This window comes from Yimella radicis (assembly GCF_054778255.1).
The window spans coordinates 86,055-105,453 of sequence record NZ_BAAGZR010000007.1; the positions used below are offsets into that span (position 1 = coordinate 86,055).

At 69.1% G+C, this 19,399-nt stretch carries 19 protein-coding genes; 8 read left to right on the forward strand and 11 right to left on the reverse strand.

Annotated features, from left to right (window positions below):
- Positions 1-7: 7 nt before the first annotated feature.
- From ACYU8W_RS04960 to ACYU8W_RS04970, 3 genes are read right to left on the reverse strand one after another with little or no spacing between them, the layout of a single operon-like run.
- Positions 8-1,441 carry a phosphomannomutase/phosphoglucomutase gene (locus ACYU8W_RS04960; RefSeq protein ID WP_499467135.1) on the reverse strand — a complete coding sequence of 478 codons (1,434 nt, stop codon included), beginning with the start codon at positions 1,439-1,441 and terminating at the stop codon, positions 8-10.
- Positions 1,442-1,446: 5 nt separating this feature from the next.
- Complete coding sequence (locus ACYU8W_RS04965; RefSeq protein WP_499467137.1) at positions 1,447-2,112, reverse strand: MOSC domain-containing protein; 666 nt, start codon at positions 2,110-2,112, stop codon at positions 1,447-1,449.
- A 24-nt stretch (positions 2,113-2,136) separates the two neighbouring features.
- The gene (locus tag ACYU8W_RS04970; protein WP_499467139.1) at positions 2,137-2,475 is read right to left on the reverse strand and encodes a DUF3499 domain-containing protein; all 339 of its coding nucleotides are present in this window, start codon (positions 2,473-2,475) and stop codon (positions 2,137-2,139) included.
- 119 nt (positions 2,476-2,594) lie between these two features.
- Here ACYU8W_RS04970 and ACYU8W_RS04975 point away from each other — a divergent pair, with 119 nt between their 5' ends.
- Both ACYU8W_RS04975 and ACYU8W_RS04980 read left to right on the forward strand, forming a co-directional pair.
- A complete protein-coding gene (locus tag ACYU8W_RS04975; RefSeq protein ID WP_129625797.1) occupies positions 2,595-2,996 on the forward strand; it encodes a metallopeptidase family protein in 402 nt (133 codons plus the stop codon).
- On the forward strand, positions 2,996-3,826 hold the full coding sequence (locus tag ACYU8W_RS04980; RefSeq protein WP_499467140.1) for an SDR family oxidoreductase: 831 nt from the start codon (positions 2,996-2,998) through the stop codon (positions 3,824-3,826). The genes ACYU8W_RS04975 and ACYU8W_RS04980 overlap by 1 nt, the downstream gene beginning before the upstream one ends.
- A 30-nt stretch (positions 3,827-3,856) precedes the next feature.
- On the opposite strand, the gene ACYU8W_RS04985 is transcribed toward ACYU8W_RS04980, so the two are convergent.
- Genes ACYU8W_RS04985 through ACYU8W_RS04995 form a run of 3 tightly spaced genes read right to left on the reverse strand, consistent with a single transcriptional unit; the run spans position 3,857 to position 8,817 of the window.
- Positions 3,857-5,293 (reverse strand): DUF5719 family protein, encoded by a 1,437-nt coding sequence (locus ACYU8W_RS04985; RefSeq protein ID WP_499467142.1) that lies wholly within the window; start codon positions 5,291-5,293, stop codon positions 3,857-3,859.
- A complete protein-coding gene (locus ACYU8W_RS04990) occupies positions 5,290-8,535 on the reverse strand; it encodes a glycosyltransferase (protein ID WP_499467144.1) in 3,246 nt (1,081 codons plus the stop codon). The genes ACYU8W_RS04985 and ACYU8W_RS04990 overlap by 4 nt, the downstream gene beginning before the upstream one ends.
- Before the next feature lie 24 nt (positions 8,536-8,559).
- Positions 8,560-8,817 (reverse strand): WhiB family transcriptional regulator, encoded by a 258-nt coding sequence (locus ACYU8W_RS04995; RefSeq protein ID WP_129625853.1) that lies wholly within the window; start codon positions 8,815-8,817, stop codon positions 8,560-8,562.
- A gap of 157 nt (positions 8,818-8,974) precedes the next feature.
- On the opposite strand from ACYU8W_RS04995, the gene cofD reads away from it, so the two are divergent.
- Genes cofD through cuyB form a run of 4 tightly spaced genes read left to right on the forward strand, consistent with a single transcriptional unit; the run spans position 8,975 to position 13,042 of the window.
- A complete protein-coding gene (gene cofD, locus ACYU8W_RS05000; protein ID WP_499467146.1) occupies positions 8,975-9,952 on the forward strand; it encodes a 2-phospho-L-lactate transferase in 978 nt (325 codons plus the stop codon).
- On the forward strand, positions 9,949-10,992 hold the full coding sequence (gene cofE, locus ACYU8W_RS05005) for a coenzyme F420-0:L-glutamate ligase (protein WP_499467148.1): 1,044 nt from the start codon (positions 9,949-9,951) through the stop codon (positions 10,990-10,992). Before cofD ends, cofE begins: the two co-directional genes overlap by 4 nt.
- A gap of 11 nt (positions 10,993-11,003) precedes the next feature.
- Positions 11,004-12,287, forward strand: a complete 1,284-nt coding sequence (locus ACYU8W_RS05010; RefSeq protein ID WP_499467150.1) for a carboxylate--amine ligase — start codon at positions 11,004-11,006, stop codon at positions 12,285-12,287.
- Positions 12,284-13,042: a cysteate racemase gene (gene cuyB / locus ACYU8W_RS05015; protein WP_499467152.1), complete on the forward strand. Its 759-nt coding sequence runs from the start codon at positions 12,284-12,286 to the stop codon at positions 13,040-13,042. Before ACYU8W_RS05010 ends, cuyB begins: the two co-directional genes overlap by 4 nt.
- 32 nt (positions 13,043-13,074) lie before the next feature.
- Here the strand turns inward: cuyB and ACYU8W_RS05020 are convergent, their stop codons facing one another.
- From ACYU8W_RS05020 to ACYU8W_RS05035, 4 genes are read right to left on the reverse strand one after another with little or no spacing between them, the layout of a single operon-like run.
- Complete coding sequence (locus ACYU8W_RS05020) at positions 13,075-14,016, reverse strand: DNA-3-methyladenine glycosylase family protein (RefSeq protein WP_499467154.1); 942 nt, start codon at positions 14,014-14,016, stop codon at positions 13,075-13,077.
- A complete protein-coding gene (locus ACYU8W_RS05025; protein ID WP_499467155.1) occupies positions 14,013-14,798 on the reverse strand; it encodes a hypothetical protein in 786 nt (261 codons plus the stop codon). Before ACYU8W_RS05025 ends, ACYU8W_RS05020 begins: the two co-directional genes overlap by 4 nt.
- Positions 14,795-15,781, reverse strand: a complete 987-nt coding sequence (locus tag ACYU8W_RS05030; protein ID WP_499467156.1) for a polysialyltransferase family glycosyltransferase — start codon at positions 15,779-15,781, stop codon at positions 14,795-14,797. Before ACYU8W_RS05030 ends, ACYU8W_RS05025 begins: the two co-directional genes overlap by 4 nt.
- Positions 15,781-16,653: a glycosyltransferase family 2 protein gene (locus tag ACYU8W_RS05035; RefSeq protein WP_499467485.1), complete on the reverse strand. Its 873-nt coding sequence runs from the start codon at positions 16,651-16,653 to the stop codon at positions 15,781-15,783. Before ACYU8W_RS05035 ends, ACYU8W_RS05030 begins: the two co-directional genes overlap by 1 nt.
- A 47-nt stretch (positions 16,654-16,700) precedes the next feature.
- On the opposite strand from ACYU8W_RS05035, the gene ACYU8W_RS05040 reads away from it, so the two are divergent.
- Complete coding sequence (locus tag ACYU8W_RS05040; protein ID WP_499467158.1) at positions 16,701-17,357, forward strand: class I SAM-dependent methyltransferase; 657 nt, start codon at positions 16,701-16,703, stop codon at positions 17,355-17,357.
- A 34-nt stretch (positions 17,358-17,391) separates the two neighbouring features.
- Positions 17,392-18,762 (forward strand): hypothetical protein, encoded by a 1,371-nt coding sequence (locus ACYU8W_RS05045; protein ID WP_499467160.1) that lies wholly within the window; start codon positions 17,392-17,394, stop codon positions 18,760-18,762.
- A gap of 195 nt (positions 18,763-18,957) precedes the next feature.
- Here ACYU8W_RS05045 and ACYU8W_RS05050 read toward each other — a convergent pair whose 3' ends face one another.
- Positions 18,958-19,392, reverse strand: a complete 435-nt coding sequence (locus ACYU8W_RS05050) for a hypothetical protein (protein WP_499467161.1) — start codon at positions 19,390-19,392, stop codon at positions 18,958-18,960.
- Positions 19,393-19,399 lie beyond the last annotated feature (7 nt).

The window sequence follows — 19,399 nt, forward strand, 5'->3', positions numbered from 1 at the left end:
TCGGGCGTCAGGAACGGATCGCTGCCAGCGCAGCGTCACGCACTCGTGTCATTGTTTCATCGTCGGCGGCCTCGACGTTCAGGCGAAGCAACGGTTCTGTGTTGCTCGCGCGGACATTCAGCCACCACATCGGCGCGCCCTCATGGGTGATGGTGAGTCCGTCGAGTTGGTCCTCGGTGACCTCACCCTGCTCGGCAGCCCACTCGCGGACGCGAGCGGTCGCACCGGCCTGGTCGGTCACCCTGGAGTTGATCTCCCCCGACGCCGGGTACTTGGCGAACTGCGCGATCAGCTGCGACAACGGCTCGTCCTGCTCACCGAGCGCGGCCAGCACGTGCAGGGCGGCCAGCATGCCGGTGTCGGCGAACCAGAAGTCACGGAAGTAATAGTGCGCCGAGTGCTCGCCACCGAACACTGCATCATGCTCGGCCATCTGCGCCTTGATGAAGGAATGGCCGACGCGGGTGCGCACGGTGCGGGCACCGGTGGCCTCTACGATCTCCGGCACCGCGCGCGACGAGATCACGTTGTAGACGATCGCAACATCGGACGGATCCGACCCGTCCGCAACGGCTTTGGCGATCTCGCGTGTCGCCACCAGCGCCGTCACCGCGGACGGGCTGACCGGGTCTGCGTTCTCGTCGACGACGAAACAACGGTCGGCGTCCCCGTCGAAGGCCAGGCCGATGTCGGCCTCGTGTTCGCGGACCGCTGCCTGCAGGTCACGCAGGTTCTCCGGCTCCAACGGGTTGGCCTCGTGGTTGGGGAATGTGCCATCGAGTTCGAAATACAACGGCACGATCTCCAGTGGCAGCTCACCATCACCGAGGACCGCCGGGACGGTGTGGCCGCCCATGCCGTTGCCGGTGTCGATGACCACCTTCAGCGGCCGGCCGTCCCGCAAGTCCACCAGGTGCCGCAGGAAATGCGAGTAGTCGTCCAGCAGGTCGCGTTCGGTGATCGTGCCGGTGCGCGCGGCACCCGACAGCTGGTGCAGATCACCCCGGTCCAGCGTCCACTGCGCCAGGTCGCGGATCTCGGCGAGGCCGCTGTCCTGTCCGACCGGACGGGCACCTGCACGGCACAGTTTGATGCCGTTGTACTCGGCCGGGTTGTGGCTCGCAGTGAACATCGCGCCCGGCACGTCGAGAGCGCCGGAGGCGTAGTACAGACCGTCGGTCGAACACAGTCCGATGAGCGTCACGTCGACACCGTGCGCAACCACACCTTCGGCGAACGCGCGCGACAGACCCGGTGAACTCGGACGCATGTCGTGTCCGATCACGACCGCGGTCTCCTCGGCCGGCAACACGACAACTTGCGCGAACGCCGAGCCGAGCGCTCGCGCCACCGACTCGCTGAGCTGTTCGGGCACGAGGCCGCGGACGTCGTACGCCTTGATGAATTCGGACAGGTCCACTCGACTCACCCGGCGAAGCATAGTGGTCACTGAAGACGGGAGCGCGCGGCCAGTCGCTCGACGTGTCGCTGGTGGTACATCGGCGGCAGGCACCCGGCTCGCACCACGAGTTCGGAGGCGTCGTCGTCGCCCATCGCGGCGGCGAAGGCGATCTTCATGTCGACTTCGTGGTCGGGTCGACCGATCAGTTCGATGGGGTCACCCGGACGAACGGTGCCCGGCTCGACCACACGCAGGTAGACCCCGCAGCGCCCGTGCGTGGTGAATCGCTTCACCCAACCGCGCACTCCGAGGTGGTCGGCGAAGGTACGGCACGGGCTGCGCGGAATCGACACCTCCAACAGTGCGGAGCCGATCCGCAGTTGCTGGTTGATCAGCAACCGCTCCAGGTCGATACCGGTCGTGGTGAGGTTCTCCCCGAACCATCCATCCGGGAACTCCTCGCCCAATTCGCGGCCCCAGTGGTCAAGTTCCTCACGCGCGTAGGCATACACGGCCTTTTGCGCTCCACCGTGATGCTTGCGGTTGCCGACGAGATCGCCCACCACACCGGAGCCGTCCCCGTAGTCAGGGCCGGGCGCGAACACCTCGATCGATTCGTGTGGCAGCTTCACGATCCCCGTGGACCGTCGACTCTTACGGGCAGGCGGGGGCGAGGCGACGTTCGTCGACAGGATGCGCGCGGAAGTCACCGCTCCACGCTAGCGGCGGGCAGGTCAGCGGGAGCGGACGACCCGCAGTCGCGGTGCCTCGTCGGGCTGCTGCACCTCGACGGGTGCGGGCTGCGGGGTGCCCGCGGCACGCACGGCATCGGCGAGCGCGAGCAGGTCGTCCTGGCTGGGCACGGGTTCGCTGTAGTCGATCGGCAGGCGCACGACGTCCCAGCCACGAGGCGCAGTCAGGCGGGACGCGTGGTTCGCGCAGAGGTCGTACGCGTGCGGCTCCGCGTAGGTTGCGAGCGGTCCGAGAACCACCGTCTGGTCGCGGTGCACATACGTGAGGGTGGCCACGGCGCCCTGGCCGCAACCGGCCCGGCAGCACTGTCGCTTCAGCATCGCGGCGCACCCGTCTTCATCACGGCGACGACTCTAGGCCCGTCGACGGACATGCTGTGTGTGCCGCGCCGAACGCCGACGTCCTGATGTCGCGGTGCGCAGCAATTAGGCTGCGTCACATGACTTCCAACCGCCGCGCGGGCCGTCGCGGACGTGGCATGCGCGGCCCGGTCGCCTGGCCCCGTGTGCCGGCGATGCGGTCGCGCAGCCGACGCTTCGACGAGGTCGTGCTCGACGCCTTCGAACAGGTGTGCACCAAGGCGGAGATCAAGAAGTCGCCGATCGAGCTGGCGGTCGAGGACGTCCCGCCCAGCGATCCCGCCCCGTGGGAGGATCAGATCGCCCTGGCCCGTGCGTTTCCCGCCGAGGGCTCGCTGCCGGCCCGCGTAGTCGTGTACCGCCGGCCGATCGAGACGAGGTCCTCCTGCGAGGCCGATCTCGTCGAACTGGTCGATCTGGTCATCTGCGAACAGATCGCCGGCCTGCTCGGCCTCGACCCGGACGAACTGAAGGACCGCTGATGTCGGACGCCGCAGCACCACCCACGATTCTTCCCGGACTGCCCACCGTCGGCCGACGCCCCGTTCTGGTGACCGGTGGCACCGGCACACTCGGACGCGCAGTCGTCGCCGAATTGGTCCACTCCCAGGTGCCGGCTCGCGTCCTCACCCGCGGTTCGTCGGATGGTGGAGCCGAGGCCGACGTCAGCTACGTGACCGGCGATCTTCGCGACGGCTCGGGTTTGTCCGAGGCGCTCGACGGAGTGGAGGCAGTCATCCACTGCGCAACCGACGGACGTCACGCACAGGACGTCGACGTCGACGGCACCCGACGGCTTGCCCTGGCCGCGCTCGACGCCGAACCGGCACCTCGGCTGGTGCACGTGTCGATCGTCGGCTGTTGGGACAACCCGCTGCCCTACTACCGCGCGAAGGCGCAGGCGGAGACGGTGGTCGTCGAGTCCGGGATGCCGCACACGATCGTCCGAGCGACGCAGTTCCACGCCCTGGCGGCGCGGTATTTCGGACCGTACGCGGCCGGAATAGCTTTGGCGCCCAAGGGACTTCGCATGGCCCCGGTCGATCCCGAGTGGGTCGCCAAGACGCTCGTCGACGTGGCGCTCGCCGAGGACCATGCCACGGGCCCGATCGAACTGGCCGGCCCGGAGGTGCTCAGTGCCCGCGAGATCGCCGTCCTCACCGCGCACGTCCGTGGGGTGAAGCTACGTCGCAGCCTTGCCGTGCCTCGGGTCGGTGGTGTGCTGAAGGCGTTTGCGAACGGTTCGAACCTTCCCGGGCCGGACGCCCGGCGCGGCGGTCGCACCTACGCCAGCTGGTTGACGCGCGAGTAGAAACGCACACGGGCCGAATCGCGCTGCGGCTCAGTCTCGTTCGGCGGTCGACTCCCGGACGGTGGCCTCGACCGCCACCGGTTCGAGCGGACTGACCTCGAGCACGGGCCGGTCCTCGATCTGTCCGGAGACCACCACCGATCCGCGCACCGACCCGGCGAGGACACGCACCCACACAGAGTCGCGTCCACTCACGTCGAGCCGCAGTGGGCGGTCCTTCTCCAGGTGCACCCGCCGGGGAGCGCCGTCGTCGGTGACGACGTCGACCGTCGCCGGACGGTCTGCGGAGAACAACCCGAGCGTCGCGCCGGCACCCTCCGGCAGTTTCGGCAGCGGCGAGCCGATCAACGCGCCACTGCTTCGAACGGGAGTCGCCCACCCGATGTCGGAGGTGCCGGAGGTGTTCGCCATCGCCAGTACCGCTGCGGCCACCGGCTGCTCGGAGGTCACACGAACGGCATAGCTGCCCTTCGGGACGTCCGTGAGGGGCACCGCCACGGTCGACTTGGCATCGACATCGGTGACTTCGTCTGCGACGACCAGGCCGGCGCTGTCGATGGCCCGTACCCGTACCGAGGTGCCGAGGGCTCCCGGCACCGCCACCCGCACGGTCGGCGTACCCGCGACAACCGGGACCTGCGGGAGAACCAGATCCGTTCCGGCGGCTGCGGGCGCGGAACCGGCTTGTCCCGAGCGTGTCTCACCGGTCATCCAGGCGTCGACGCCGGACACGGCGACGGCTCCACCGCGCGCGACCACATGGACGAAGGCGTCGCTGAGATCGTCGCCGAAGTCACCCACGCCGACGACCGCCCGGTCGCCGGGCGCAACGACCAAGCCCTTGGCACCCTGGTCGGCGTCGACTCCACCCCGGCCGAGGATCTCGGCGTCGACCGTCACCGGCGCAGACGAAGGGTTGCTGATCACGACACGTCCGACACGTCCGGATTGGTTGCCGCCCAGAGGAAACCAGGTGTCCTTGGTCAGGACGCCACAGGGTGCCATCGCAAAGCCGCCGACGCTCTGCTCCTCGTCGTCCCAGGACTGAAGGGCAGCAAGACCGGTCGCGGCGCTGCCCGAACCATCGAGGTGGACGCCGCCGGCACCGCTGACACGGTCGCGCGCAACCTGAACGGGCGCCGTGCGGGTGGGCGGCGCTGCGCCGGCACCGGAGGGCAAGCGGGCGGCGCGGACCGCGCCCTCACCGTGGGGCTTCAACACGCTTGCCGGAGCGCCGCCGGTGGCGAGGTCCACGGTCTGCTTCGCGTCCTCGTACCCGGGCGTGCCCGGGCGATCGGGGCCGGGGCACACCAGCGTGGTGTTGAGAGCGGCACTGGCGTTCTGAGCGGCACGGGTGTCGCTCGCGCGTGACCAGTCGGCATCGACGTCGACCTCGGCCGACCCGAACACCACTCCCCCGGCGGCGGCCGCGACCACGACGGCCCGAACGACGGACAGACCCCTCACCACGCCCTCCTGCGGGACGCGCGGTTGCCGAACGGCAGGGCGATGAACACGACCAGCAGCCACAAGCCCGCCTGCGCCCACCTGGTGCGCTCGAACGCCGGACGGGGCGCAATCTCCAGCTGACCCGCAGCGGTCGGCAGTTCGTACTGGACGGTCGGCCCGACCACCTCGGCACGCAGCGGCTTCCCGTCATACGTGACTTCGGCCCGGCTCGACCAACCACCCGGCTCGGCGACCACGATCGTTCGCGCGACCCTGGCCGCCGGAAGGCGCAACGAAGTGGCGGCGTGCCAATCGTCGGTGCGCAGTTCTTGAGTCGGGGTGCCTGCGGTCAGCAGGACGAGTCGACTGCTGGCCACCGAACGATCGCCTGCGGGGGTGGTCATCGGAGCAACCCGCCAGACCTGGGCGTCGCGCACGCTGTGCATCCGTAGGAGTGAACCGCCGCTCTGCAGCGAGGAGGAGACATCGGAGCCGGCTGCACCTGGACCGGTCAACACCACGTAACCCACAGCGAGCCGGTGCAGACCGGCGGCAGCTGCTTCGCCCTGCCCGCGCACCAGGGCATCGACCGCCCGTCCCGCATCAGCCGCGCCGCTCGGAGCGGGCAGCGTCAGGTCGGCCACCGGACGTCCGACCTCTCGGCCCTGCAGGCGGTAGGCCACGGTGCCGTCGCGGCCGACGGTGAGGACGAGGGACCGTATCGAGCGGGGTCCGGTGAATTGTTTCTGGACGAGTTCGGGCAGCGGCCGATCCACCGGCCGCAGAGCTGTCACCTGTCCGGCCCAAGCCGCGAAACCGACGACGACAGCAGCGAGCAGGCCGGCGAGCACGCCCATCGCCGGGTGCAGCACCGCCCGCGCGGGCTTGCTCCGGGGGTACGGCGGCGCCAGTCCGGCGAGGGCGATCCCCGCACAACACAGAGCGAAGATCTGCAGCGGCACTCCGGCCCAGGCAGTTCGTGGTCCGTCCGGCGTGGACATCACCACCAGCGACGGGGACAGCAGGGCACCCGTGAGCGCGGTCAGCGCGAGGGCGGACGCGGCGAGCATGAAGCGGTGACGCCCGGGACTGCACAGGCCGAGCACGGCCAGGACGAGCAGAGGCAGGCCCAGCAGCACCGGATAGGAGCCCGGACCGCCGGGGTGCAACAGCGCGAGCTGCCATGGTTCCGCCTGCGTCGGCGCGCCGGTGATCAGGTTGCCCGGTCCGGCGAAGATCTGGCGCGGGTCGGAGAGCAGGTCGCGGGTGTAGGCACCCAACAGCGCCCACGGCACTGTCGCCAGGATCAGCCCGCGTAGGCGCGCCCATCGGGCTCCGAACAGGGCGACCAGCAGCGCAGCAATCGTGCTGAACGCCAAGAGGATCGGACTGAACGCCCCCATGATCCCGGCGACAGTGACGGTCGCGAAGGTCATCGTGGCCGAACCTCTGGGACGGGCGATGGCCACCACGCCGGCGAACACCAGCGGCGCGAGCACGTGACCGATGGCGGGACCCAGGCGTCCTTGCGCAGACGCGGTGGTGGCGAGCGCGGAACTGGCCCACAGCGCGGCGACCACTGCGCGGGGCCAGCCGTGAGGCGTCAGCACGCGTCCGGCGCGATAGGCGGTGAGTGCAGACAACGGCATGGTCAGCGCCAGCAGCCAGACGACCGCCGTGTGACCGCTGGTTGCCGACGCCAGACCGGGAACGTGTTCGACCAGCCAGGCGAGCGGCCACAGCACAGGAAGGTATTCGGCGTGCTGATTCGGCCCGCCGAGGCCGGCGCCCGTCCAGCCGTCGCGATACAGCCGCCAGATGCCGCCGGAGTCGGTGCCGAACGCGCGCAGTTCGCCGCCGCTGATCGCGCCGGAGCGCCCTTGGAAGGAGTGGCTGCCGAGTAATCCACGCCACTGCACACCGGCGGCGATCAGCGCGGCGAGGACGGTCCACAGGCCGGGGCTGCGCCACATCTGCGCGAGTGGACGCCGCGGCACGGCGAGGGCTTGTGCGTGCTCGTCGACCGGCCCCGTTTCGCCGGCTCCCTCGTCGACCAGAGCGTGCTCGGGTGGGACGTCGTCGAGCGTGACGGCGGCGCGCAGCGAGTCACGGGCGCTCATCCAGGCGGCGCCCGCACCCACGAACAACGGACGCAGGTAACGCCGACGGGCGGTGGGCCGTCCGAAGAACCGAGCCCGGGCGCCGACGATGCGACCGAGGCCGAACGGCGCTGTGGCCTGGGCGAATTCCGCCAAGGCGCGGCGCGGGTGCTTCACCAGCAGCATCCCGACGCCGAGCACGAGACCGGACAGCAGGATCCACAGGCTCATCAACGGCCAGCCCAACAGCGAGGCGCGCGCGAGCGCGACCTGCCGGTGACGGCGCAGCGTCCGCGGGCTCTGCGGGGCGGGAAGGTCTGGGTCAGGACGCCGCTTGCCCGTTCCGTCGCTGGGAGTGGGATCGACGTCCTGGTGCACGATCGCGTCGGTGACCACGACCACCTGGTGACCGGTCAGGTGAGCCCGCCAGCACAGGTCCAGTCCGTCGCCGTCGCCGTCGAAGGCCGGGTCGAACCCGCCGAGGCTCGCATAGACGTCCCGACGGATCATCAGGCCGCTGCTGCTGACCGCCAGGACGTCGGTGCGCAGATCGTGCTGTCCCTGGTCGAATTCGCCCTGCATCTGCTCACCGATGTGGCGGCCGGTACGCGTGACGTCGAGTCCGACGTCGACCAGTCGGCGGGGTCGGTGGAGCTCGCGCACCTTGCAACCGGCGATGCCGATGCGGGTGGTGCGTCCGACGGCCTCGGTGAGCGCGGCGAGCGCGTTCGCGTCCGGCTGGTTGTCCTCGTGCAACAACCAGAGCCATTCATGCCGGTCCCGTGGACGGATGGGGCGCTTGTCGGCCCTCGTGCGGCTGCGCTTGGTGACGACCGCGTCCTCGCCGGGATCGGGCAGTGCCTCGACGGCGATGTCGACGGTGTCGGCGAAGCTCGAGCCGGGCGGGACGGTGACGACAGAGACATCCGGGAAGCCGGCACGGATCTGCGGGTGTTCGTCGGGGATTCGGTGGGTGGACCGTTCCGGGGTGGTGTCGATGATCACCAGCCGGTCGGGCCTGCGATGTTGGTCGAGCAGCGCCCGGAGGGTGGCATGTAATCGCTCGCCGCCCTCGCGGACGACGAGCATGGCCGTGACGTTCAGCCTCGGGCCGTCGTCATCGGTGACCAGCAGCGACCCGTCTGCGTCGGAGGTGAGCATCTGGGTCACCACGGGCGCAGGCGGCTAGACCGCCCGCTTCTTGAGCTTGCGGCGCTCGCGCTCGGACAAGCCGCCCCAAATCCCGAAGCGTTCGTCGTTGGCGAGGGCGTACTCCAGGCACTCGGCCTTGACCTCACACCCGATGCAGACCTTCTTGGCCTCACGGGTGGAGCCGCCCTTCTCCGGGAAGAACGCCTCGGGGTCGGTCTGCGCGCACAGCGCGTTCTCCTGCCAGGCGAGCGCTCCGTCGTCATCGACATCGAGCGGCTGCACGGCGAACAATGAGAATTCCTGCACTGCTCCTCCTGATGTCGACGAAATCACAACGCTGTTATTACACGCGTGTCGTTACGCATAAGTCAAGTGCGAAGGAGTAAGTGAGAAAGCCGGCAGCGGCCCGCTCCTGATGCTACGAGACAGGACTGACACACTGCCCGGCATGCGGATCACTGCCTTGGCCGGAGGCGTCGGCGGCGCCCGATTCCTGCGCGGACTGCGTAGCCATCTCGACCGACTGGACGACGGGCCGCACGAGATCACGATCGTTGCGAACACCGGCGACGACATCACGCTCTTCGGACTGCGGGTGAGCCCGGACGTCGACACCCTGCTCTACACCCTCGGCGGCGACATCCACGAGGGGCAGGGCTGGGGACGGGCGAACGAAAGCTTCACGTTGCAGGGTGAACTGGCCGCATACGGTGTCGAGCCGCAATGGTTCGGACTCGGCGACAAGGACCTCGGCACCCACGTCGCCCGCAGCATGTGGCTCGCCCAGGGAGCCACCCCGTCCGAGGTGACTGCTCGTCTGGCCAGGCGGTGGGGTCTTCCCGACCAGCACGTGCGCCTGCTGCCGATGACGGACGCGTTCGTCGAGACACACGTCGTGCTCGATGACGGCGACGAGCAACGGGCCGTGCACTTCCAGGAGTGGTGGATCCGACTGCGGGCCGCGGTGCCCGCGCAGCGCTTCGTCGTGGCGGGCCTCGATCGTGCCGCGGCAGCTCCGGGGGTCCTGGAGGCCATCCGGACCGCTGATCTGGTCATTCTTCCTCCGAGCAACCCTGTCGTGTCCATCGGAATCATCCTGCTGGTGCCCGGCGTCCGAGATGCGTTGCGCGGCACAGCTGCTCCCGTCGTCGGCGTCTCCCCGATCATCGGTGGCGGACCGGTGCGGGGTCACGCGGACGCCTGCCTGGCGACGCTCGGGGTGGAGGTCTCCCCCAGTGGTGTCGCCGGGCTGTACCGCGACTTCCTCGACGGCTGGCTGATCGACAGCGGCGACGCCGAGTCGTTCGGTGGACCGGCAGGCCTGACGACCGAGGCTGTCCCGCTGTTGATGAAAGACCTCCCCACCGCCGAGGCGATGGCGGCAGCGGCGGTCGACCTCGGACTGCGTCTGCGGGACCGCGCGTGATCACGATCCTGCCGCTGGCAGGGGTGCCCGAGGTCCGCGCCGGCGACGATCTCGCCACACTCGTCCACGAAGCGGTGGCCCAGTCGGGAGCCATGCGTATCGAACCCGGCGATGTCGTGGTCGTCACCAGCAAGGTGGTCTCCAAGGCTCTCGGCCTCCTCGGCTCGAACGACGTCGAGCGTGCCGACCTGGTACTGCAGGAGTCGCAGCGGGTCGTGGCCGAGCGCACGACGTCCACCGGGTTCACCCGGGTCGTCGAGGCCAAGGCCGGGCCGGTGATGGCCGGTGCCGGGATCGACTCCTCGAACGCCGATGACGACGTACGGCTGTTGTTGCCGCATGAGCCCGACGCTGAAGCTGCGTCCTTGCACGGACGCCTGGCCGACGTCGCGGGGCACGCCGACTTCGCCGTCGTGCTCAGCGACACCTCCGGACGGGCGTGGCGCAGCGGACTCACCGATTTCGCACTCGGCACGCACGGCCTGACCCCGCTCGAGGACCTGCGCGGTCTCGCCGACACCCACGGGCACGATCTCGCGGTGACCGTGCGCAACATCGCCGACGAGGTCGCAGCGGCGGCTGATCTCGTCAAGGGCAAGCTGGACCGGGTGCCGGTCGCGATCGTCCGCGGCCTCGACCGACGCTTTCTGCATCCCGACGCCGACGGGTCTCGCACGCTGGTGCGCTCGGGCCCGACCGACTGGTTCGCGCTCGGCCGCGCCGAAGCCGTCCGTGACGCCCTCGGCGTGCCTGCGGGTTCGGCGATGTCGGTCGAGGTCGGCATCGAGTCGGTGCATCCCGAGACCGTGACGGACCGGGTGCGTCGCGCCTGGTCGGCCGCCGTCCTGCCCGACCCCGCCGGGGAGGACGCCGCCCTCGACGGCGCCGACGAGGAATGGTCGGTCACCTGCGCCGATCCGTATGTGCTCGGACGCATCGCAGCCCGCTTCGAGGTGGCCTTGGCCGGCGAGCGCCTCGTCGCCGAGCTCACACCGAACCCGGGGAGCGTCCGCGTCGGGATCGCCCAGCCGCGCCATTAGGCTCGGGTGCCATGCCTGACATCGTCGCGCCCGGCCCCCACACAATCATTCCCGGACAGGACTTCGTCCCCGTAGTACTCGGCGGCGACCGCCTGGGTTACAGCCTGGCGCGCTCGTTCCACATGGCGTACGGGTACCGCACCCTGATCGTCTCCCGCATGGTCGCCGGACCGATCGCACACAGCACTCTGGTCGAGCACCGCCCGATCGCCTCGCTTGAGGATCCCGAGCTTCTGGTGCGCACGCTGCGCGACCTCGCGCCGAAGGTGGGGTCGGACAAGCGCCTGCTGCTGGCGACCACCGACCACGTCGTCAGCGTCCTGGCCCGGGTCAAGCACCAGCTCGAGGATCTTTACGTGATTCCGTACAGCGAGCCCGAGCTGATCGACCGGCTGACGCGCAAGGAGAACTTCGCCGACCTGTGCCGGGAACTGGACATTCCGCACCCGCAGACCGTCGTGTACGACGTCAGCGACCACGGATCCGACTCTGCTGCACAGCAACTGGAAGGGCTGACCTTCCCGGTCATCGCGAAGCCGTCGAACGCCGAGGCGTACGCCGGCGTCGATTTCACCGGTAAGCAGAAGGTGCACTCCGCATCCTCGCGGCAGGAACTGGACGACCTGCTGACCCGGCTGCACGGCTCCGGCTACACCGACAAGTTCATCCTGCAGGACGTCATCCCCGGCGACGACCAGAACATGCGGGTCCTCACCTGCTACGTCAGCAAACAGGGCGAGGTGAAGTTCGCCTGCTTCGGTCGGGTCCTGCTGGAGGAGCACGCCCCCGACACCCGTGGTTTCCCGGCGGCGATCATGACCGGGGTCGACCACGAAGCGGTGGCCGCGGCAACCCGCCTGCTGGAGCACGTCGGCTGGCGCGGCTGGGCGAACTTCGACATGAAGTACGACCCGCGCACCGGCGAGACCGTGTTCTTCGAACTGAACCCCCGCCTGGGCGGCACCAGCTTCTACATCACCGCAGCCGGTCACAACGTCGTCGAGTGGTACGTGAACGAGTGGGTGAAGGGCCGGTCGCTCGAAGGGCGACCCGTGGTCGAAACGACGGACGAGCACGTGTTCAGCGCGGTGCCGATGCGTCTGCTCAAGCGCTACGTGACCGATCCTGCGACCAAGCAGAAACTGAACGGCTTGATCAAGGCGGGCGAGGTCACAAACCCCTGGTTCTACGGTGCCGAGAAGCACCCGAAGCGCTGGCAGTGGATCGCGATGAACCAGGTCAACTACGTGCGCAAGTACCGGCGGTACTACCCGGAGCCGAAGGCGCTGGTGTGACCACCTTGCTCCCGGTCCGCGAGGACGACGCCTACCCCGGTCCGGTGGTCGGCGTGATCGGCGGCAACGGCCCGGCAGCAACTGCGCTGTTCCAGGATGTTGTCGTCAAGCTCACCCCGGCGTCGCGGGATCAGGACCATCTGGATCTGGTGGTTCTGGTGCACTCGACGCAGCCGGACCGGACCGCGCGCATTCTGTCCGCCGACGCGCCGGACCCCGGACCGGTCCTGGCGCGGGACGCGGCGCGCCTGGACGCTCTCGGCACCGATTTCATCGTGCTGCCCTGCAACACCGCCTACCACTTCCTGCCTCAGATCCAGGCGGCCACGTCGCAGGAGGTGCTCTCCATCGTGGAGGCGACCGCACGAGCGGCTCTGACCGCAGCAGCACGATCGGCCGGTGCCGATGGCTCGCGGGTGGGCCTGTTGGTGACCGACGGCACGCGGACCGCCGGCGTCTACGAGAAGGTGCTCGATTCTCTGGGCGCACGCAGTGTGTACCCGGACGAGAACGACCAGTCGCTGACGATGTCGGTGATCTACGACGGCGTCAAGGCAGGCGGCCCGGTCGACGTCGCCGGCCTCGAGGGCGTCATCGAGCGCCTTCTCGAACGCAGCCACGTGGTGGTGCTCGGGTGTACCGAACTGTCGGTGATCCACGCGACCCAGGGCTGGTCGAGCCGGGGCGAGCTGGTGGACTCGACCGAGTCGCTCGCACGGGCCACGATCCGCCGAGCCGGACGCGAACCGCGCTGACGTCGTAGGCTGACGTCGGAGCTGGCTGTTGGTCACATGCGACTCGGAAGGTGGGTGGGCAGGCTCAACCGCGGGCCGCGGCGCGGGCGATTCAACCCCGCGGCATTGACCAGGTACTGAACCCGATACCGGTGTCCCGCATACGGTTTCAACAGCTCCGCGAGCTGGAGATCATCGACCGGACGTCCGGTGAGCGCGTACCCGATGTCCTTGGCGACGTGGTAGTCGCCGAAGCTGACGGCGTCGGCGTCGCCCAACGCGCGTTGTGCCACCTCGGCCGTCGTCCAGACCCCGATGCCCGGCACCGAACGCAAACGCTTCCAGGCCTGTTCCCGCGGCAGATCGGCACATTCCTCGAGGGCGTGCGCGACTCGCATCGCCCGCATGATCGTGTCGGCCCGCTGCGCGTCGACCCCCGCACGCAGCCACTCCCAGGAGGGGATCTTCGCCCACCCGTCCGCCGACGGTGGTGTCCGCAGCCCGAGATCGGCTGCGGGCCCCGGAGCGGGCGACCCGAATCGGCGCACCAACATCCGGTACCCACCGAAGGCCTGCTTCCCGGTTACCCGCTGCTCGATGATCGCCGGCACCAGTGCATCGATGACCAGACCCGTCCTTCCGAGACGCCAATCACGTTGCTGCGCAAAGGCTTCGGCAATCACGTCATGGTGAGGAACGAACTCGTGCGCCGGGTCGTCGGCCCCCAACAGGCTTGGCAACCGAGCGAGAATCCACGATGATCCGGGCCCGTGGGCGCGCGCGACCACCCGGTTGCCGACCCCCGTCCGGTCTACCCGAAGGAGCATCGAGACCGGGCCCTCGGGGGTGACGCACGCGCGCCAGATCCCTTCACCGGTCTGCAGCCAGGTCGGGTCACCCGCCCCACGGCGCAGCGAGCCGATGATCGCCCGAAGCGGAACCGGACGACCGGGTGCGAAATCGGTGTCGAGACGCTCGTCCCGGCGGCCGGTCACGAGGAACTGTGCGGCACCGACACACGGAACGTCAGCAACGCCAGCCCGAACGATCCCGTTTCCTGGCGGGACGCCTCGCGAGCGCGCAGGCCGTCGTCGATGTCGAGTTGGCCGACGAGCTTCAGGCCGCGGTCAGCGCTGCGAGCGATCAACGACCGGATGTCGGCCACGCAGACGCCGTGCTCGTGCGCCGGCCCGAGCTTCATCGTGATGCAGATGAGGCCGCCCCGACGGACCGCCCAGGACGCCCGGATGAGGTGTTCGTCGACCGTCTCGGCCGATGCCGAGTGCGGGTGGAGCCGGACGACCATGTCGACGCTGCGTTCGGCGACCTGTTCACCCACGACGTCGGCGCGCATGACGTCGAACGCGAGCGGTGCGAAGCCGGCGCTGGTCGCCCAACGGCTGAAGGTCGAGCGCTCCCCCACCGAATCGAGCACCACTGCGCGACGCGAGCCGTCGTCCACCACCCGCAGCAGCGCGGCGAGCGCACCGAGCGAGGCCCAGGCGGAGGTGTCGTCGATGGTGCGCGGCAGACCGAGCCGGCGGGCCCGGCGCCGGGCGTCGCGCGCCACGCGTCCGTCGGTGAGCAGATCGGTCATCCGGATGTGCTGCAGGTCGAGAGCCCGCACGGGTGGTGCTCCCTCGCCCTGCGGAAGACGCGCTGCAGTGTCGCGCGCAGCTTGGCGAGCCCGGTCGACCACACGCTGCACCGCAGGCGAGGACGACAGGTTGCTGCCGAAGCGTGCGGCCGAGTCGGCCGTCGATGCCCTGCCCTTCACACCGACGACTGTAACCCGCCCCACCGACGGACCTCGGTGGCTTTCGGCAGGTAGGTGTTCAACAGCGCCCGCTGGTCCGCGCCGAGTTCTCCTTCGAGGTGCTCCAGTCCCGGCTCGACCAGACGCGCAGCCGGCAGGCGGTACAACGCCGCCAGGTTCAGTAACGCGGTGCTCGTCCCACCGACCACACCTGCGGCGTGGACGATCGAAGGGTCGGCCTCGGCGGTGAACGCTTCATCGAGCACCTCGTAGCCCGCGTAGATCGAACTGTCCTGCGCCGGGTGCGGTCGGACGGCGAGCCGCAATCCTTGGGCGCCGACGGCGTCCGCGATCTCGGCGACGTGAGCGAGGTGGGCGTCCCGCCTCAGGATGCCCAGGTCGACCCACGGTTGAGACAGGAAGACCACCCGGTCGCTGGGTTCACCGGGCACCGCGGCAGCCGGAACGAGACGTCGGAACTCGCTCGCGATCGCCTCGTCCAGCGCCCACTCGGATGCCTTGTCGTACATCGCGAAGCGCTCCCCGGTGAGCCCGCGATCGGCGGCGCGAATGGCCAGGGGACGCACTGTGCGCCAGGGTTCGTGCGCGCCCTGCCGAGCGAGCGCGTCCCTGCGGGTCCGCCAGTCGCCGTAGGTGCCGATGCCCTCGTCGGTGACGACCACGTGGATGGGACGCAACGGGGCATCGCGGCGCAGTCGGATCCACGGCTTGATGCCGGGCGCGCCGACTGCGATGTAGGTCAGGTCGGCCGCCTCGTGGTGCCATCGATCAGCGCCCTCGGGGAAGGACAAACGCAGCCGGGGGTGGTCGGGCAGGAGGCGCCGCACGTCGTCCGGCGTCACGCTCGAGCGTGCGAGAAAACGGCCACCGCCGATGTGGGCGACGTCGAGTTCCTCTGTGGCAGAATCGAGTTCGCGCCGAATGTAGGCGGCGATGTGGACGAGGTGGGTCTTGCTGCGAACCCCGGTGATGACGTACTTCATCAGATGATCGGTGGCCGGCCGGCCTTGGTCAGGGCACGGACGGTGCGCCACGAGATGGGCAACCGCTCCCCGGCGTCCGTGCGCACGCCCTCGCCGAATCCGCGGAACCACACCTTGAGTGCTTCCCTGTCGTGCACCCGCGCGAGCGTCAGCGCGGTCCAGGTGGCGAGGTAGACGGGCACCAGAGGTGCGGGCAGGTTCCGCTTGGCCACCCAGACCCTGTTGCGGGCGTTGGTGCGGTAGTAGACGGCATGCCGAGCCGCCTCGGTGTACGGGTGATTGACGGGAATCTCGGGGGCGTACCAGAGCCGCCACCCGGCGTCCATGAGTCGCCAGGCGAGATCGATGCCCTCGTGGCCGAAGAAGAACCTGCCGGGCCAGCCACCGACCTGCACGAACGCGGAGCGGCGGATCATCACGACGCCTTCGGAGAAGGTCGCCACCTGGCCGCCTTGGAACTCACCCGGCTTCACTCGCAGACGCGGCACCCACCGCCGGGGCGCCTCACCGGTCTCGGGGTCGGTGAGTCCGGGCTGGCAGAGTGCGATGTCGTCCGCTTCCTGGATCTTGGCCGCCAGTCGAGCGAGCACGTCAGGCTCGGGGATCGTCGCGTCGTCGTCGAAGAAGAACAGGAACTCACCGATCGCCTCGGACGCGCCGATGTTGCGACCTTCCGGGATACCGGTGTTCTCCGTTTCGTACACCGAGCGGACACCCTCGGGCAGGCCTTCGGGACGCCAGCCGTTTCCGACGACGACGATGTCGAGATCGACACCTTCCTGCATCTGGACGGTGCGGATGGCTTCGGTGAGTTCGACGGGACGGTTGCCCATCGACAACACGACCACACCGACGCTCGGTCGCTCCTGCATCTGCACTGAATCTCCTTCGGGCGGCACGACTGCCTAGGCTAGAGCCCATGTCACGACAGCCCACCCGCTGGGAGCAGACCGACCACCGCGGATACGGTCAGAAGTTCGCCGATCTGCATGCAGCCGGTGACGACATCGAGGGCGAGGCGCGTCTCGCTGACGTGATGGCGCCGCGCGGAGCCACGATCCTGGACGCCGGTTGCGGCATGGGACGTGTCGCTGCTGCGCTTCGTGCTCGTGGACACGACGCGTACGGCGTCGACCTCGACGAAGGACTCCTGCGACAGGCCGGCGACACCTACCCGCAGTTACCGACGATGCAGTCACGGATCGATGACCTGGACGCGAAGTCACTTGCCGCACAGTCGTTTCCGACGTCCTTCGATGTCATCGTGTGCGTCGGCAACGTAATGATCCTCGGCGAGCCGGACACCGAGGTGCTCATGCTCGAACGGATGGCCGCGCTGCTGTCGCCGTCCGGGCGCCTGCTCGTCGGGTTCCACACCGACGCCACTCCCCCGCACTCCCGTGAGTATTCGGTCGAGGAGTTCGCCCGGGACGCGTACGCCGCCGGCCTCGCCATCGAGGCCAGGTTCGGCACCTACGAGTTGCACCCCTACGACCCGCACGGTAATTACGCTGTGCACCTGCTGCGGCTGCGCGACGTCGCCACACCGCAGGTCGAGTGGGCGCACGCGCGCTGATGCGGATGCGCAGAGGGACCATAGGCTGAACCGCATGACCGGCGAGCACACAGAGCGCGAGATCGAGTACTGCGGCGGCGAAATGGACGGCTGGTCCGATCCGGTGCCCGCCGACGATCTTCGGGTCCGGTATGTGTCGGAACTCCTCCCCCAGGGTCCCGGCTCTGCGCTCCTGGTAGGAGCGCGTGCCGCGAAACTGGCGAATCGTCTTTTGCGACAAGGATTCTCGGTGACTCTACTCGTGCGCGGCGAGTCGGATGCGCGCTCCGCCTCGGGCTCAGGAGCCGACGTCGTGTGCGGCTCCTTCGATGCCTGGACACCGCCAGGCGGCTTCGACCTGGCCATCGCCCTGGATTCCGTGGACGACATCCTGCCGCCGCTGTCGGACGGCGTCGGCGCACTGGAGTTCATCGATGTGTTACGCCGACTCGGGTCCTCATACATCGCGTACCTCGACAACGGGGCGAGCCCCGCGGCTCTCGACCGACAGGCACGAGCACCGCAGGAGAACCATCAGTTCAGCGCCTTCGGGACCGGTTACGACCTGCGCTCGCCGGTCTTCGCGGAACTGCCTGAACAAGCATCGGCGGCAGTGTTCGACCGGGCTGTCGTCGGCTCGGTGGCGATCGACAGGGCACAGGCCCGGACGCTGCTGCGTTCGCTGTGCAGCGACGACCTGCGATTCGACGCGCTCCTGGCCACGCCGATGCTTGCCGCGAACGGCTGGTTGGTCGGCACTCTCGGCGGCGGGGACGCCGTCGCATACCGAGGACTGGGTGGAGTCGTGGCGACCGGACTCCCGGTCGCTGACGGGACGCCCGTCGAGTTCCGCGTCCGCCAGTTGCTGGTGCGCGATCTGCAACGAGTCAGCGCCGGACTGCGAGCGTATGCGCGATGGGCCGACGGTCGCCCGGCCCCGTTGTTGCGCAATGTGATTGCCGGGCGCAGCGGATTCGAGGTGATCGACCCCACAGTCGAGGACGCCGACCTGCCGACGGCGATGGTCGATCTGGCCGGCGTGCTCGTCAACAGTCCCGGCGTTCACCCGTTCGGTCCCGAGCGCACCCGCAACGAGATCGCCGTCGAATTGCTGCGCCTGGCGGCGGACACGAGCGACCCCGAGGCCGAGATCCAGAGTGCCGCGTCGGCCTACGAGACCATGGCATTCGCTCGCCGTGTACCCGAAACCGACTCCGCGACAACGAAGTTGATCGAGGAAGTGCGCCGCAAGGACGCCCAGTTGGCAGCGCTCAAGTCAGACCTGGCGAAGGACCGTCGTCACCTGCGAGCCCTCGAACATGCGCTGGCGACAGAGTCGGGTCCTCGCGCGAAGCGTGCTTACTTCTTGATGACCGCCCCGACCGAGCGACTCCTCGAAGCATTGCGCCGACGCCGGATCGGTTGAGCCCCAGTACAACTCGCCGTGGTTTCGGCGCGCAGGACTTCGTTCCTCAGTCCTGCGGCTCAACCAGCGGTAACAACGCCCACCCCGAGCGCTCGACCGACTCTGCTGGTTGAGCCCTGCCGATGACGAAGGAATCCGCAGGAACCGAAGCCACCGGCAGCAACCGCGAACTCGACCCGCCCGTGACCTCGCGGCTCACGTCGTCGACGCGACTCCGTAGCAAACCAGGATGTCGTCGAGTTGCTCCCATTGAAGGGACACCTTCTCGGCGATCTCGGCGGGGAGCTTCAAACCGGGCCAGTTGAGCCAGGAAAGCACCGGCAACTCGAGCGCCTTCGCGGCGGCCTCGCAGCCGGTCCACAGCGGCCAGACGACGGCCGGGTCCATCGAGCGGGCACGACGGCCGAGCATCGCGGAGACCGGCTGGTCGGCGATCTCGGCGTCGATGGCGAACGCCAGACCGTCCTGCTGGGGCACCTGCCAGGCGACCCCGCGACCGTCGGCGAGGTAGGAGCGAGCCGTACCCGGGTAGGTCTCGCCGTTGACGTGCGCACCGAGTACCAGATGTTCGGCGCCGACGTACTGCGACAGCAGAGCTTGGCGTGCGGCGGAACCGGTGGCGGAGGTCATCGCGGCC